This is a genomic window from Pseudomonas sp. V98_8, assembly GCF_029967975.1.
In the GTDB taxonomy this organism is placed as follows: domain Bacteria; phylum Pseudomonadota; class Gammaproteobacteria; order Pseudomonadales; family Pseudomonadaceae; genus Aquipseudomonas; species Aquipseudomonas umsongensis.
Genome location: NZ_JASCAE010000049.1, coordinates 46,682 through 62,710 on the forward strand (window position 1 = coordinate 46,682; position 16,029 = coordinate 62,710).

Annotated in this window: 14 protein-coding genes; 13 read left to right on the top strand and 1 reads right to left on the bottom strand. The window is 61.1% G+C overall.

The features are described from left to right. Positions 1 to 46: 46 nt before the first annotated feature. Entirely contained in the window at positions 47 to 547 is a 501-nt protein-coding gene (gene tpx, locus QLG10_RS16295; RefSeq protein WP_020800095.1) for a thiol peroxidase, read from the bottom strand. Between the two features lie 231 nt (positions 548 to 778). Here tpx and QLG10_RS16300 point away from each other — a divergent pair, with 231 nt between their 5' ends. From QLG10_RS16300 to QLG10_RS16360, 13 genes are all read left to right on the top strand, one after another. Further along, positions 779 to 1,204: a YciI family protein gene (locus QLG10_RS16300; RefSeq protein ID WP_110752202.1), complete on the top strand. Its 426-nt coding sequence runs from the start codon at positions 779 to 781 to the stop codon at positions 1,202 to 1,204. Between the two features lie 333 nt (positions 1,205 to 1,537). After that, a complete protein-coding gene (locus QLG10_RS16305) occupies positions 1,538 to 2,329 on the top strand; it encodes a hypothetical protein (protein WP_282487679.1) in 792 nt (263 codons plus the stop codon). Positions 2,330 to 2,341: 12 nt separating this feature from the next. Further along, positions 2,342 to 3,790: a DUF1254 domain-containing protein gene (locus QLG10_RS16310; RefSeq protein ID WP_248677408.1), complete on the top strand. Its 1,449-nt coding sequence runs from the start codon at positions 2,342 to 2,344 to the stop codon at positions 3,788 to 3,790. 43 nt (positions 3,791 to 3,833) lie between these two features. After that, complete coding sequence (locus QLG10_RS16315; RefSeq protein WP_020800091.1) at positions 3,834 to 3,959, top strand: hypothetical protein; 126 nt, start codon at positions 3,834 to 3,836, stop codon at positions 3,957 to 3,959. 8 nt (positions 3,960 to 3,967) lie between these two features. After that, positions 3,968 to 4,948 (top strand): MoxR family ATPase, encoded by a 981-nt coding sequence (locus tag QLG10_RS16320; protein WP_020800090.1) that lies wholly within the window; start codon positions 3,968 to 3,970, stop codon positions 4,946 to 4,948. Beyond that, positions 4,945 to 5,880: a DUF58 domain-containing protein gene (locus QLG10_RS16325; protein WP_248677407.1), complete on the top strand. Its 936-nt coding sequence runs from the start codon at positions 4,945 to 4,947 to the stop codon at positions 5,878 to 5,880. Before QLG10_RS16320 ends, QLG10_RS16325 begins: the two co-directional genes overlap by 4 nt. After that, a complete protein-coding gene (locus tag QLG10_RS16330) occupies positions 5,877 to 6,452 on the top strand; it encodes a DUF4381 domain-containing protein (RefSeq protein ID WP_282487680.1) in 576 nt (191 codons plus the stop codon). Before QLG10_RS16325 ends, QLG10_RS16330 begins: the two co-directional genes overlap by 4 nt. Then, on the top strand, positions 6,439 to 7,431 hold the full coding sequence (locus QLG10_RS16335; protein ID WP_248677406.1) for a VWA domain-containing protein: 993 nt from the start codon (positions 6,439 to 6,441) through the stop codon (positions 7,429 to 7,431). Before QLG10_RS16330 ends, QLG10_RS16335 begins: the two co-directional genes overlap by 14 nt. Before the next feature lies 1 nt (position 7,432). Beyond that, positions 7,433 to 9,013: a VWA domain-containing protein gene (locus QLG10_RS16340; protein ID WP_248677405.1), complete on the top strand. Its 1,581-nt coding sequence runs from the start codon at positions 7,433 to 7,435 to the stop codon at positions 9,011 to 9,013. After that, positions 9,010 to 10,431, top strand: a complete 1,422-nt coding sequence (locus tag QLG10_RS16345; protein WP_248677404.1) for a hypothetical protein — start codon at positions 9,010 to 9,012, stop codon at positions 10,429 to 10,431. The genes QLG10_RS16340 and QLG10_RS16345 overlap by 4 nt, the downstream gene beginning before the upstream one ends. Continuing rightward, positions 10,428 to 11,456 carry an HAD family hydrolase gene (locus tag QLG10_RS16350; protein WP_282487681.1) on the top strand — a complete coding sequence of 343 codons (1,029 nt, stop codon included), beginning with the start codon at positions 10,428 to 10,430 and terminating at the stop codon, positions 11,454 to 11,456. Before QLG10_RS16345 ends, QLG10_RS16350 begins: the two co-directional genes overlap by 4 nt. A gap of 69 nt (positions 11,457 to 11,525) precedes the next feature. Further along, on the top strand, positions 11,526 to 13,100 hold the full coding sequence (locus QLG10_RS16355; RefSeq protein ID WP_248677402.1) for an arylsulfatase: 1,575 nt from the start codon (positions 11,526 to 11,528) through the stop codon (positions 13,098 to 13,100). A gap of 197 nt (positions 13,101 to 13,297) precedes the next feature. Then, entirely contained in the window at positions 13,298 to 15,811 is a 2,514-nt protein-coding gene (locus QLG10_RS16360; protein WP_282487682.1) for a fused MFS/spermidine synthase, read from the top strand. The last annotated feature ends 218 nt before the right edge of the window (positions 15,812 to 16,029 follow it).

Sequence of the window (16,029 nt, forward strand, 5' to 3'; positions counted from 1 at the left end):
AAACGGCCTGGACAGGGCCAGGCCGTTAACAATTGTAAAACCGTACTTATTTCAAGACAGCGAGTGCAGCCTCGTAGTTCGGCTCATCAGCGATTTCCTTGACCAGTTCGCTGTGCAGCACGTTGTCGTTCTCGTCCAGGACCACCACGGCACGGGCGGTCAGGCCCTTGAGCGGACCGTCGGCGATGGCAACGCCGTAGTTCTCGATGAACTCTGCACCGCGCAGGGTCGACAGGTTCTGCACGTTTTCCAGGCCTTCGGCGCCGCAGAAACGGGCCTGGGCGAACGGCAGGTCAGCGGAGATGCACAGCACGACGGTGTTGTCGACGCTGCTCGCCTTGGCGTTGAACTGGCGCACGGAAGTGGCGCAGGTCGGGGTATCGATGCTTGGGAAGATGTTCAGCACTTTGCGCTTGCCGGCAAAGTCTTTCAGGGTGACGTCGGACAGATTGCCGGCAACCAGGGAAAAGGCTGGCGCCTTGGAACCGGCTTGAGGCAGTTGGCCGTTGACTTGAACCGGGTTGCCTTTAAGAGTGACTTGAGCCATGAACGGAGTCCTTCTGAACGTTGGTGTAGAGAATCTTGAAGAGGCAGAAGTTAACCACGAAATGCTCCGGCGACCTATGGGGTGGATACAAATTGTCATGAGTCCGTGGACAAAACCGGCCTGGGTGCCTGCGAACACTGAATTCGGAAAATTTGTTGACGCACCGCTGTCGATTCAACCGCAGATCATTCGACTATAAGTGAAGCATCCACATCCAGCGGAGACTACACCATGCGTTTCATGATCATCATCAAGGCAAGCAAAGACTCCGAAGCCGGCATCATGCCGAGCACCGAACTGCTGACGGCCATGGGCAACTACAACGAAGAACTGGCCAAGGCCGGCATCCTCCTCGCCGGCGAAGGCCTGCAGCCGAGCAGCAAAGGTGCCCGTGTACGTTTCGAAGGCGACAAACGCACGGTGATCGACGGCCCCTTCGCCGAAACCAAGGAACTGATCGCCGGCTATTGGCTGTGGCAAGTGAAATCCAAAGAAGAGGCTATCGAATGGGTCAAGCGCTGCCCAAACCCGATGCCAGGCACCGAAGCCGAAATCGAGATTCGCCAGGTGTTCGAGCTGGAGGATTTCGGTGAGGAATTAACGCCCGAGTTGCGCGAGCAGGAAGAGCGGGCATTTGGGCAGGGGAAAAAGTGCTGAATGTTGGGCTTCTCCCCCCTGTAGGAGCGAGCATGCTCCTCCTACAGGGATACAAACGGTCTCCACGGATCGGCGTTCTTGTTTCTATGTTTCCCTGGATTTCGTGAACAACCTTCTGGTTCCAGTGCCTTGATTCGTATTGACTATTTAGTTCACAACGCTCTCGAAAAACTTGTACAAACCACCAACGAATTAATCCCTTGGACTGGCTAACGTCGATTTAGCTGCTAGGTTCAAGAGACGTGTCCTACAGACTTGATAGCAAAGAGACTACGTCGTTACGGCCACCAAGTGCCGGGTTGTCCAAATTAGCCACCATGGAATTGGGGAATCATGACAAACAAAATGGCGATCCGCGCCTGTCTTTTGGTGGCTTCGTTTGCGCCTGTCGTGTGCGCCCAGGCGGACAACGCCGAGACCGCCAACAAAAGCAACAACCCGCTGAACTTCGCGCCAGGCATGAGCGCTCAGGACTACTACACGCCCAGGTACTACGACTCCAATATTCACACCAATGACCTGCTGATACGCGGCACGCTGCCGATTGCGCCCAACGATTACATTGGCGTGCCGCAATTGATCCGCGCCACGGCGCCAATCAGTACCCACCCGGATCCGAACAGCGGCTACAGCACCGGTGAAGGTGACCTGAACCTGTTCGATATTTTCCTGGTGAAGACTGAAGGCGTGCAGTTGGGCATCGGCCCGATGATAACCGCCCCCACTGCCGATCAGGACGAACTCGGCACGGGCAAATGGCAGGGCGGCCTCGCTGCAATCGCCATCGACTCTTCGCCACGGGGGCTGTTGGGCGCGCTGATGCAATACCAGAGTTCGTTCGCCGGTGACAACGACCGGCCCCACGTCGAAAGCGCAACGATGCAACCCTTCATCATCCATAACCTGGAAAAGGGCTGGTACCTGCGTTCCACCGGCATCTGGACGTTCGACCTGAAGAACGACACCCACTACATCCCACTCGGCTTGGGTGGTGGCAAAGTGTGGAAAGACGGGTCCAATATCCTCAACGCCTTCATCGAACCGCAATGGACCGTCGAGAAGAAAGGCGATGGCATGCCGCAATTCACCCTGTTTGTCGGCCTCAATGCCACCTTCGGCAAATAAGGAATTCCCCCTATGCATGGAGCCATTCGCGCAGCGGGTTTCAGCCTGATGACGATGTTCGTCAGTTGCGGGGTCGGCGCCCAGTCGGATACCCGAATCGGCCAGATCGTCATGGAAGGTGAACTACCGGCCCATGAATCCATCGCCAAACTCTATGCCGAACTGGATTTCCAGCAAGCCACGCAGAGTTATCTGTGGGCGTTGCCGCTGGTGTCGTACGCGCAATGGCAGGAGGAGTTCCGCGACAAGCTGGGTGCCCGCAGTGGCGACCTGATGGTGCTCGACAGTTACGAAGACAAGCTCGGCGTCATTACCGCCAACGCTACCACGCCCTACATCCTTGGTTTCGTCGATCTCAATGAAACCGGTCCGCTGGTGATCGAGTTGCCCGCCGGACCGACCGCGGGCGGTGTTGGCGATTTCTGGCAACGGGCGATCATCGACATGGGCCAGACCGGCCCCGACAAAGGCAAGGGCGGCAAGTACCTGGTGCTGCCACCGGGCGCCGAGCCACCGGCCGATGCTGGCAAGTATTACCTGGCCAAGTCGCAAACCATGAACGTGCTGGTCGGATTTCGCTTGCTCGATCCCGACCCCGCCAAAGGCAAGGCGCTGGTCGAGCAATTCACGATGTACCCCTACGCCAAGCGAGCCGAGCCTGGCCAGACCAGACTACTCTCCCCCGGCGGCAAAGCGTGGTCCGGCACCCCGCCACGGGCAATGGCGTACTGGGAGCGCTTGCATCAGATCATTCAGAAGGAGCCGGTCAATGAACGTGATCGGTTCTACATGGCCATGCTTGCCAGCCTGGGCATCGAGAAGGACAAGCCTTTCAACCCTGATGACCATCAACGCCAGGCCCTGGAACAAGGTGCACAAATCGGCGAGCTGATTGCCAAGGCCAATACCTTCGCCAAGCGCTTTCCCGACGCCCAATACTGGCCGGATCGCCAGTGGGACAAGGTGTTGAACGTCACCGATCCGTCCCAGCGCTTGGCCTATTACGACCAGCTGTGGGAACGCAGCGCCTGGTTCTACGAGGCGGTAGGCAACTCCAAAGGCATGGTATCGAAAACCCCGGGGTTGGGCCAGACCTACCTGGGTGCCTATACCGACGCCAAGGGCAACTGGCTCGACGGTGCCAAGAACTATCGGCTGCACGTCGGCGCCAACCCGCCGGCCAAGCAGTTCTGGTCGATGACCGTGTACGACATCGACAGCCGCTGCCTGATCGACAACCCACAGCGCAAGGCCGACTTGTCGTCGCGCCAGGATCTGAAAATGAACGCTGATGGCTCGGTGGACCTGTATTTCGGCCCCACCGCGCCCAAAGATTTTGAAGCTAACTGGGTGCAAACCCTGCCCGGCAAATACTGGTTCGGCTATTTCCGCCTGTATGCCCCGACCCTGCCCTATTTCGACAAGAGCTGGAAACTCGACGACATCACGGCGGTGGAATAACGCCGTGGGTTGATTCAAACAAAACAAGCAAGTGGAGTTGTTGATGGTCAGGGCTTTTGTTGTACGTCCGTTGTTGGCCTTGTGCATGGTCGGCGCCAGCCCGTTGTTGCTGGCGGCTGAAAGGGGTGGCAATGGTTTTTCGATCAACCTGACGTTGGCGTTTCTCTAGGAGCAAGCATGAGCGCACTCACTGACCTCAACGCCCTGCAAGCCAGCATCGCCGAAGCGGTGCTCGGCCAGGACCAGGTGATTCGGCAGATCCTCGTCGGCCTGCTGGCCAACGGGCATTTGTTGCTGGAGAGCCTGCCGGGGCTGGCCAAGACTCGCACCGTCAAGGCACTGGCCAAGCACCTGGACGCGAAGATGAGCCGCATCCAGTTCACCCCTGATCTACTGCCGTCCGACATCACCGGCGCCGAGGTGCTGCACCAGGTCGAGGGCCGGAACGAGATCCGCTTTCAGCCGGGGCCGCTGTTCGGCAACCTGATCCTGGCCGACGAAATCAACCGCGCCCCGGCCAAGGTCCAGGCCGCGCTGCTCGAAGCCATGGAAGAACGGCAGATCACCGTGGCGGGTAACAGCCACGCGCTGCCGGAGCTGTTCATCGTGGTTGCGACGCAGAACCCGATCGAACAGGAAGGCACTTATCCGTTGCCGGAAGCGCAGATGGACCGTTTCCTGATGAAGGTACTGCTGGATTATCCGAGCGCGGAAAACGAGAGCCAGGTGCTGCGCCTGTTGCGCGAGGAAGAACAGGCCCTCGGCGCCAGGAGCGCAGCGGTGCCAGGCTTTACCCTGGCCCAGGACGTGATCTTCGCCGCACGCCGGGAAGTCAGTGCCGTGCACGTGTCCCCCGCCATCGACCGCTACCTGATCGACCTGATCAACGCCACCCGTCACCCCGCCGACTACGACGCCGACCTCGGGCGCTGGATCGCCCTTGGTGCCAGCCCGCGCGGCGGCATCGGCCTGGACCGTTGTGCCCGCGCCGATGCGTGGTTGCAGGCCCAGGACTTCGTCTCGCCAGACAACGTGCGCGCCGTGGTGCACCCGGTGCTACGCCATCGCCTGCAGCTGAGTTACGACGCGGTGGCGGACGGCGTAACGGCCGATCAGGTGCTCGACCGCCTGCTCGACAAGGTCGCGATTCCAGCATGAACATTGACGGCCTGGTCTACGTCTCTCTGGCGCAATTGATGGCGCTGGAGTTCAAGGCCCGTGACCTGAGTTTTCTCGCCCGTCAGCCGCAAGGCAGCATCCTCGCCGGCAACCATGCCTCGCGCCTGCGTGGCCGTGGCTTGAACTTCGATGAACTGCGCCGCTATCAGCCGGGGGACGATTTGCGCCACCTCGACTGGCGCGCGTCACTGCGCACCGGCAAACCGGTGGTGCGCACCTTCACCGAGGAGCGCGACCGTCCGGCGTTGATTCTGGTGGACCAGCGCATGTCGATGTTTTTCGGCTCGCAACGCAGCTTCAAATCCGCGGTGGCCGCTGAACTCGGCGCGCTGGCAGCGTGGATGGTGTTCAACTCAGGGGACCGAGTCGGCGGCCTGGTGTTCAACGACCAGCGCATCGACGCCATAGCCCCCCTGCGCAGCCGCAAGCGAATCGAAGCGCTGTGCAGCCGCATCGCCCAGCAGAATCAGGAACTGAACGCGGCTAATGCGGACGCCGAAGGCGAAGATCAGCTCGACAAGGTCTTGCAGCAATGCCTGGCGCTGGCCGGCCATGATCATTTGATCTGCATCGTCAGCGACTTCTCCGGTGCCGGCGAGCGCACCTTGCAGTTGATGCGACAACTGGCGGCGCACAACGATGTGATCACCATGCAGGTCTACGATCCCTTGGCACTGAACTTGCCGAAAAATGGCCGTCTGTTGATCACCCAAGGCCAGTTGCAGGTGGAGCTGGCGGTGGAACGGCGCCAGGTGCACCAGCCGTTGGGCGATTTCCTGAGCGGTCGCCTCAAGGACGTGGCCACGCTGCTGCGGCGCAGCCAGGTGCCTTTGATGATGTTCAGCACCGCCACCGAGGCACACGAACAATTGCGGGCCGAGTTGGGCAAGCACGCTGGAGCGCGGCGATGAATCCGAATGTCCCGAGCATCGAACAACTCAAGGAGATCGCACTGCCAGCGCCGGTCAGTTACGCGCCGCAGACCTGGGGCTGGTGGTTGTTGCTCGCGGTGTTGGTCGTGGCAATTGTGCTGCTGAGTGCACGGCGTTACTGGCAATGGCGCCGGGACCGTTATCGGCGTGAGGCGTTGCTGCGGCTGGCACAGTTGCAAAAGCGCAGTGATGACCTGAATGCGTTGCGCGAGCTTCCCGAGTTGCTCAAGCGTGTGGCCATTTCCCTACCGACCAGAAACCCTGTGGGAGCTGGCTTGCCAGCGATGGCGTCCGCAAGGACAACGCAACATTCAAGGACCCCATCGCTGGCAAGCCAGCTCCTACAAAACCCCGGCGCGCTTGGGAATGCGGATTGGCAAAACTTCTTGCAGCGGCACAGTAAACACCCCCTCCCCGCCAACTTCAGCCAACAACTGGCGCAACTGGCCTACGCACCTGATGCGGTGTTGCGCGCCATGCCGAACGAGCAACGCCAGCAACTGTTCGACACCTGTAAATGCTGGGTGGAGCGTCATCATGTGGCAGCTTGATTACCCTTGGCTGTTGCTCCTGCTGCCGCTGCCGTGGATCGGTTATCGCTACCTACCCGATTACCGTGAGGCGCGCAGCGCCGTGCGCGTGCCGTTTTTCGCCGCCATGAGCCGCGCGGTCGGCCAGGCACCGAGTCAGGCCGGCACGCGCACCAACCATTGGCAATTGCTGCTGAACCTGCTGGTGTGGGCACTGCTGCTATTGGCAGCGGCCCGGCCGGTGTACGTGGAAAAACCCATCGAACGCCAGCAACCGGTGCGCGACCTGATGCTGGCCATCGACATTTCCCAGTCCATGGAAACCACCGATTTCACCGCCGCCAACGGCGAGAAAATCAATCGACTGGCAGCGGTCAAGGAAGTCGTGCATGGCTTTATCGACAAGCGTAAAGACGATCGTCTCGGTCTGATCGTGTTCGGCAGTGGTGCTTACCCGCAAGCACCATTGACCCTTGATCACGCCAGTCTTTCGCTATTGCTGGACGACACCGGCATCGGCATGGCCGGTCCCAACACCGCGATTGGCGATGCGATTGGCTTGAGCCTGAAACTGCTCGATCAGGCCCATGAGCAGGAAAAAGTGGTGATCCTGCTCACCGACGGCAACGACACCAGCAGCGCGATCACCCCGGACCACGCGGCGCAAATGGCGGCGGCCAAAGGCGTGGTGATTCACACCATCGGCATTGGCGATCCAGATGCCGCTGGTGAGGCCAAGGTCAATTTGCAGGGCTTGCAGCAGATCGCCGACGCCACCGGTGGCAAGTTCTTTCGCGCCGAAGATCGCGACGCGCTGGACCAGGTCTACAGCACCCTCGACACACTCACCCCGCATCAAGTGAAAACCCTCAGTCATCAGCCCAAGCGCGACCTGTTCTGGTGGCCGCTCGGGGCTGCGATCGCCTTGCTTGCGCTCTACCACTTGTGCGCCATGCTGCGGCCTCGCTTGTCCATCGCTCGTCAGCGCCAGGAGGCTTGAGATGGACATCAACCTCGGCGACTTCCACTTCCTGCGCCCGCTTTGGCTGTTGCTGCTGCCCTTCGCCGCACTGTTGCCACTGCTGTGGCGCCGCAGCCGCGACTTGCAACGGCGTTTGCGCAGCAACATCGCCGAGCACCTGTTGCAGCACTTGCTGATCACCCCCCGGGACCAGCAACGGCTACGACCGGTGCATCTGGTCTGCGCGCTGTTGATGTTGGGAGCGGTTGCCGCCGCCGGGCCGACTTGGGAACAGGATCGCCCGGAGTTTCTGGAAAACCATGCGCCGCTGATCATCGCCATTGACCTGTCACCGTCGATGGACGCCAGCGACGTGCAACCCAGCCGGCTCGAAGCGGCCAAGCACAAACTGCATGACCTGATCCAGCGTCGTTCCGGCGCCCGCAATGCGCTGATCGCCTATGCAGGCAGCGCACACCTGGTACTGCCGCCGACCGACGATACGGCCCTGCTCGACAGTTTCATTCAGGCCTTGGGCACCGATCTGATCGGCAAACCGGGGAAAAATGTCGGGGGGGTGATCGATCAGGCCAAGCGCCTGCTGGCGGCGGAAAAAACCCCAGGCACCCTGCTGCTGATTACCGACGGCGCCGATACCTCGGGCCTGGCGGGCCTGGACCAGCAACTGGCCGACAGCGCGCTGCAGGTGCTGATCCTCGCAGTCGGCAGCGAGGACGGCGGTCTCATCCACAACGCCAACGGCCAGCCACGCACCGACAGCAATGGTCGCCCGGTACTGGGCAGTTTTGATCAGGCAGCACTCAAGCAACTCGCGTCAGCCATGGATGCGCCGCTGGGCAGCCTGACGCTCAATGACGACGACCTGGATTGGATCGAACTGCACGCTCAACAGCATTTCCAGAGTGCCAGTGACGAACAGCGCGAACTGCACTGGAAGGACGCGGGCTACTGGCTGTGCTGGCCGCTGCTGTTGATCGCGTTTTTCAGTGTGCGCAAGGGCTGGAGCCTGAACTGGATGGCCGGTTTCCTACTGCTCATCGGCATTGGCCTGCAACCTGCACCGGCGCAGGCGAATGCGCTGGTCGACGCGTTTTTCACCCCGGACCAGCAAGGTCGCTGGGCCTTCGAACATGAGCATTTCCCGCAGGCCGCCGCGCATTTCGTCGATCCGTACTGGAAAGGCATCGCCGCCTACAACGCTGCCGATTTCGACTTGGCCCTGGCCAGCTTCGCGCGGCTGCAGACGCCACAGGCCTATTTCTACCTGGGCAACATTTACGTGCGCCGCTTCAAATTCGACGAGGCCATCGCGGCCTACACCCAGGCGTTGAATTTGCAGCCGCAATTCCCTGAGGCGACGGCGAATCTTGCCTTGGCGATTGCGTTGCAGAAGGACACCGAAAGTGCCGAACAAAATGCTCCCGAGGTCAAACCGGACGAAATCAAGATGGACAAGGCGCCGGGCAAGGGCCAGAGCAAAGCGCTGCAAACTGAACAGGCAGCTTCGGATGAGCTGTGGTTGCAGAACCTGACGACATCGCCGGCCAGGTTCCTGAAGCAGAAATTCAGTTTGCAGGATCAGGCGGAGGGCAAGCCATGATCATAGACCGAGTTGCGCCCTTCGCGAGCAAGCCCGCTCCCACATGGGATTCGCGGTGCACACAAATCAAATGTGGGAGCGGGCTTGCTCGCGAAGGCGGCCGCACAATCACCACAAACCTTGTCGCCTTGTTACTTAGCATGATCAGCACCACCACCCTCGCCGCCGAACCCGAGCTTCGCGTCCAGGCCAGCCTGGAACCCGCCGATTCCGCCATGGTCGGCAGCCTCATCGAATTGCACCTGGATGTGCTCACGGACACCTGGTTTACCAGCGCCCCCACCCTGCCCGACCTGAATTTGCCGGGTGCACTGGTGTTGCCGCCAGACGGCCACGCCGAACACCTGAACCAGACGCTCGATGGCAAATCCTTCAACGGCATGCGCTACAGCTACTTGATCACACCCAACGTCGCGCATGCTTTCGATATTGCGCCACTGACAGTACGGGTCACCCCGGGCCAGGCGACGACTGAGCTCAGTGCGCAAAGCCAACCGTTGCACTTCACGGCGACACAACCGCCGGGGTTCGCACCCGCAGAGCCGGTACTGGTGGCCCAGGGGCTGCGTTTCACCCAGAACATCATCAAGCCGGCCACTGCGTTGAAAGTCGGCGACAGCCTCACCCGCCAATTGACCCTGCAAGCCGACGGCGCCCTCGCCATGTCGTTGCCGACGCCAGCGCTGGGGGATGTCAGTGGACTCAGCCGTTACCCGAAAAATCCCCAGGTCAGCACACTGGACGACGGTCGCGGCCACTTCACGGGTGGTCAGCGCATCGACAGCGTGACTTACCGGATCGACTCCGAAGGCCATCACAGCTTGCCTGCCATCGAATTGAAATGGTGGGACGCAAGCAGCCAGCAGGCCCGCACCGCGCACGTCCCCGCCGTGGACTTCGACGCCGTGGCCAATAGTAGTTATCGGCCGGTGTTCTCCCTCAGCGATGACCTGAAAAAACTCGGCCAGCAAAACCGCCTGCACCTCTCGGGGTACGCCTTTGGCCTGCTGGCGCTGCTATTGGGCGCGGCGCTGCTTGTGTGGTTGGCTCGGCCGTTGATTCATCGTGCGCGGCTCGGCTGGCAGGCTCGACGCGCTGCACTTCGCGCAGCCTGGCTTGAATCTGCCGAGTACGCCTGGCGGCAGATCCCGCCACAACTGCAGGGCCAGCCCGCGCAGTTGAGCGCCCTGTACCTGTGGACCCGGCGCCGGCGCAAGGGCTTGAAACTGACCGCTTTCGGCCCACGCCTGCAAGCGTTCCTGCGTGCGTGCTACGGCCGGCAGCCGGCAAAAGACCAGGCACTGCTCCAACTCAGGCAATCCTTGGCTACGCTGCATAGTCAGGCCGAAAACAATCAAGAATCAGTTGCTAGCGCACTGCGACCACTCAACCCCGTTCACGAGAAGGATTTCCCATGACGAGCCCGAAAGCACACCGCCAGTTCCACGGGTTAAAGCTGCTGCTGGCATTGGCTCTGAGCCTGCCAATGCTGGTCCAGGCCGCTGAACCATTGCCGTCATGGAATGACGGCCCGTCGAAAAAGAACATCATCGAATTCGTCCAGGCGGTGACCGATCAAGGCAGCAAGGACTTCGTCAAACCCGAGGACCGTATCGCCGTGTTCGATAACGACGGCACCTTGTGGAGCGAGCAGCCGATGTACTTCGAACTGCTGTTTGCCCTGGAAGAGGTCAAGCGTACGGCGGCGCAGCATCCGGAATGGAAAACCACCCAGCCATTCCAGGCCGTGCTGGAAAACGATCACCAGGCCCTGGCCGCCAGTGGCCTTGAAGGCATGATGAAAATCTTCGGTGCAACCCACACCGGCATGACAACAGAAGCCTTCGACGATTACGCCAAGACCTGGCTGAGCCAGGCCCGCCACCCGAAAACCGGCAAGCCGTACACCGAAATGATCTTCCAGCCGATGCTGGAAATGCTCGACTACCTGCGCAGCCAGGACTTCAAGACCTACATCGTTTCCGGTGGCGACACCGGCTTCATGCGCGCCTTCGCCGAAAAGGTCTACGGCATCCCCCCCGAGCAGGTGATCGGCACCACATTCGTCACCTCGTTTGAGTACAAGGATGGCAAGGCGTCGATCCTGCGCACCCCGAAACTGGCACATAACGACGACGGGCCGGGCAAGCCGGTGAGCATCGACGCCGTGATCGGGCGTCGACCGATTCTCGCGTTTGGCAACTCCGACGGCGACCTGCAAATGCTGCAATGGACTGCGGCCGGGACCGGCAAACGTTTCATGGGGCTGGTGCATCACACCGACGCCAAGCGCGAATGGGCCTACGACCGCCAATCGCAGATCGGCCGTCTGGACAAGGCCCTGGACGAAGCAAAAGCCCGTGGCTGGACCGTTGTCGACATGGCTGCCGAATGGCGCCGGATCTATCCGTTCGATGCCGCCACACCCGAGCAAGTGCAATAAAAAAGCGTGACGCAGGACCGTAATGAACGTTTGTCGCACCGAGCGACTCAAGCAAAAGGAGCAAGTCATATGACTGGCATACGCAAGTGGATACCGAAGGCGGCCTTGCTGGCGGCTTCGGTGATGGCGTTCTCGGCCACGGCCTGGGCCGCGGACAAGCCAAACATTCTCGTGATCTTCGGCGACGACATCGGCCAGACCAATATCAGCGCCTACTCTTTCGGCGTGGTCGGCTACAAAACCCCCAATATTGACCGCATCGCCAAGGAAGGCATGATGTTCACCGACTACTACGCGGAGAACAGTTGCACGGCCGGGCGCTCGACCTTCATTACCGGCCAGTCTGCACTGCGCACCGGCCTGTCCAAAGTCGGCATGCCGGGCGTGCCGGTGGGTTTGCAGGCCAGGGACGTGACCATTGCCCAGGCCCTCAAGGCCAAGGGCTACGCAACGGGGCAGTTCGGCAAGAACCATTTGGGGGACAAGGACGAATACCTGCCCACCAACCATGGCTTTGACGAGTTCTTCGGCAACCTCTACCACCTCAACGCCGAAGAGGAGCCGGAACGTCCCTTTTGGCCCAAGGATGATGCCGAATTCGTCAAGGCAGCCTCCCCACGCGGCGTGATCCACAGCTTCGCCGATGGCAAGATCGAAGACACCGGCGCGCTGACCAAAAAGCGCATGGAAACCATCGACGACGAAACCACTGCCGCCGCCCAGGCGTTTATCGAGAAACAGGCCAAGGCGGACAAACCGTTCTTCGTCTGGATGAACACCACCCGCATGCATGCCTTCACTCACGTGCGCGAATCCATGCAGGGCCAGAGCGGCATGCCGGGTAACGAGTATGCTGACGGCATGCTCGAACACGATGGCGACGTGGGCAAGTTGCTCAAGACGCTGGATGATCTGAAGATCACCGACAACACCATCGTGGTGTACACCACCGACAACGGCCCGAACCAATGGTCCTGGCCGGATGCGGCGACCACCCCGTTCCGCAACGAGAAAAACTCGAACTGGGAAGGGGCTTTCCGGGTACCGGCGATGATCCGCTGGCCGGGCCACGTCAAACCGGGTGAAGTGTCGACCCAGATGTTCTCCGGCTTGGACTGGTTCCCCACCTTGTTGGCGGCTGTCGGCGATACTGACATCAAGGACCGTCTGCTCAAGGGCGCTGATGTCGGCGGGAAGACCTTCAAGGTGCACCTGGACGGTTACAACCAGCTGGACTACCTGACTGGCAAGACTGACAAGAGTGCGCGCAACGAGTTCTTCTATTTCAGCGATGACGGTGACCTAGTGGGCATGCGTTACGACAACTGGAAGATTGTCTTCTGTGAGCAACGCGCACCCGGTGGCTTGAAGGTGTGGAGCGAGCCATTTACCTGCCTGCGCGTGCCTAAAATGTTCAACCTGCGCATGGACCCCTACGAGCGGGCCGACGTCGTGTCCGACCAGTACTATGATTGGCTGACCAAGAACGACTACCTGATATTCAATGGCGTGAAAAAATCTGCGGAATTCCTGCAGACCTTCGTCGAATACCCACCTAGCCAGAAACCAGCCAGCTTCAGCATCGACCAGATCCGTGCGGAAGTTGACAAGAAAATCGATGAAAAAATGAAAAACACCAAGTAACACCGCTTGACCGCCGCTCGCCCTCACCGGCGAGCGGACTTATTCCAGGATGCAAACACAACACTTGTAGGAGCCGGCTTGCTGGCGATGACCGTAGTCCAGTCAACAGGATGGCGTCTGATACACCGCCTTCGCCAGCAAGCTGGCTCCTACAATGTTCTGTGTCTAATTCTTATTCTGTGCAAGGCAACGAACCTATGTCCTCACGTGTCGCCAGTAAGTCGTCGGCCATACCTGCCCACCATGTCGCCTCCCCGGCGCTGTTGATCCCCGCCCTGTTGCTGTTCGTCTCCGGTGCCGCGGCGCTGGTGTATCAGGTGCTGTGGATCAAGCAGCTGTCGCTGGTGGTGGGCGTCGAGGTGTACGCCATCACCACCGGGATCAGTGCGTTTTTTGCCGGCCTGGCGTTGGGTGGTTTGTTGTTCGGCCGCTGGGCGGACCGCTTGCGGCAACCGGTCCTGCTGTATGCCGGGCTGGAAGTGCTGGTGGCGGTGCTGGGTGTCGGTGCGACCTTCGCCATGAGCCTGGCGGCCAGTCCGTTTGCCTGGCTGGAGCAACAGGTGGGCCTGTTGGCTTGGATGTTGCCGTTTGCGTTGGTGGGCATTCCGGCGTTGCTGATGGGCGGCACGCTGCCAGTGCTGGTGCGCTCCCTGGCCGCCGATCCACAACAACTGGGCAAGGCCGGTGGTCAGCTCTACGCGGCCAACACCGCGGGCGCCATTGCCGGCACTCTGCTCGCCGCGTTCGTCCTGATTGCAACCCTGGGCGTACGCGGCAGTGCCCTGGCCGCCGCGATGCTCAATCTGCTGGCTGCAGCAGGTGCCTTGTGGTTCCAGCGCCAGCGTTCGCTGCCCGTTGAAACGCCGGCCAGACATCACGCCGACAAAGCCCCGGACCGCCTGGCCCTGTGGCTGTATTCGATTGCAGGCGGTGTGGCCCTGGGTTACGAAGTGGTCTGGTCGCAATCCATCGTGCAGTTCATGAGTACGCGCACTTATGCGTTTGCCGTGGTGTTGGCGACATACCTTACCGGGCTATTTCTGGGGAGCGCCCTGCTCGCCCGTCGGGTTGATCGCCTGCGCGATCCCTGGGGTGTGTTCGGCCTGCTGATCGCCGGTGCCGGCTTGATCGCATTGCTCGAAATCGCCCTGCTCGGGCGGTGGCTGGTGCTCGCGCAAAGCGTGGTCGAAGCCTGGGTGCTGTCATGGGGCGCCAGTGAACTGCTCGGCATGAGCGCACGCTTCGCCGTGGCGGCGCTGAGCATCGTGTTTGTACCCACGGTGCTGCTCGGCGCGGCGTTTCCCGTGGCCCTGCGCTTGAGCGTCGGGCGCGACCATGTAGGACGCAACGTCGGTGAGGTGGTGGCGTTCAATACCCTCGGCGGTATCGTCGGAGTGATGCTCTGCGGCTTTGTGCTGATCCCGCTGTTGGGCCTGGTTCGAACCCTGGGACTGCTGGCGATCATTGCTGCGGGTATCGGCTACTTTGCCGTGCGCAAGGGCCACGGCGTGAAAAAGGGACGGCGCCAGGGCGTCATCGCGGTCGGCCTGGTTTCGGTGGCACTGGCGCTGCTGACCCCCGTGGACAAGCTGGCCAGCCTGCTGCCCGGCGCGCGTAACGGCACGTTGGCGTTCTACGAGGAGGGGCGCGGCGGCACTGTCGCCGTGGTCACCCAGGGCAAGGGTCAGAGAGTGTTCCAGCGCTTGTATATCCAGGGTGTGTCCAACACCGGCGACGCCATGCCTTCGCTGCGCTACATGCGGATTCAGGCGCTGCTGCCGCTGTTGATCCACAATGGCGACCCGCGTTCGGCGCTGGTGATCGGTTTCGGCACGGGCATCACCGCGGGCGCCTTGACTCGCTATCCGGGCCTGGAACACCGCGTTGTCGCTGAACTGCTGCCGTCGGTGGTCAACGCCGCGCCGCTGTTCAAGGGCAACTTCAATGCTGCGGCCGATCCGGGTGTCGACGTGCGCCTGCGCGACGGTCGCCAGGAACTGCTGCGCAATCCACAGCGCTACGACCTGATCACCCTTGAACCGCCACCGCCCTCCGCGGCCGGCGTGGTCAACCTGTACTCCCGGGACTTCTACCAGTTGGCCGCCAGCCGCTTGCAGAAACAGGGCCTGGTCGCCCAGTGGTTGCCTTTGCCTACGCAGAACATCGACGACTCACGTTCGCTGGTGCGCAGCTTTCTCGATGCCTTCCCTTACGCCACGCTGTGGACCAGCGAGTTTCACGAGATGCTGCTGGTGGGGTCGCTTGCGCCAATCGAGCTGGATGCCGCCAGGATCACTCAACGTTTCCAGCAGGACACTGTGCGCAGCAGCTTGCAGGATGTCGGTATCGGCTCGGCTGCCGCCTTGCTCGCGACCTGGGTCACTGATCGCGCCGGCCTGGAACGCTTCGCCGCCGATGCACCGGTGGTGACGGATGATCAGCCGCGCATCGAATACGCGCCGTGGGTGCGGGCCAAGGAAATCAGCCGAGTGCTGCCGGCCCTGCTGGACTTGCACCAACCGCCGGTGCTGGTGAACGCGGATCAAGGGTTCAGCGAGCGAATGAACGCCCATCGGCAACGCCTGATGCAGTTCTACCGGGCGAGCCTGCACGCCTATGACGGAGATCGGGATGCCTGGGCCAGGGATGTGCGTGAGGTGATGCGCGGGGATGGCGGGAATCCGTACTACCGCTGGTTTGTCGGCGAGTGATCAGTTGTCTGTCAAACCGCTTTCGCGAGCGGGCTCGCTCCCACAGTGGATTGCGTTCATAAACGAATTTTGTGTACGACACAGACCAAACGTGGGAGAGAGCCTGCTCGCGAAGAGGCCATCAGCTTCACCGCAACCATCATTTGACAGAAGCCGGCCATCCAGCAAAGCTGCATCAAGCTTGTACGCGCGCCTTGCGGCAAACGCACCTGGACTAC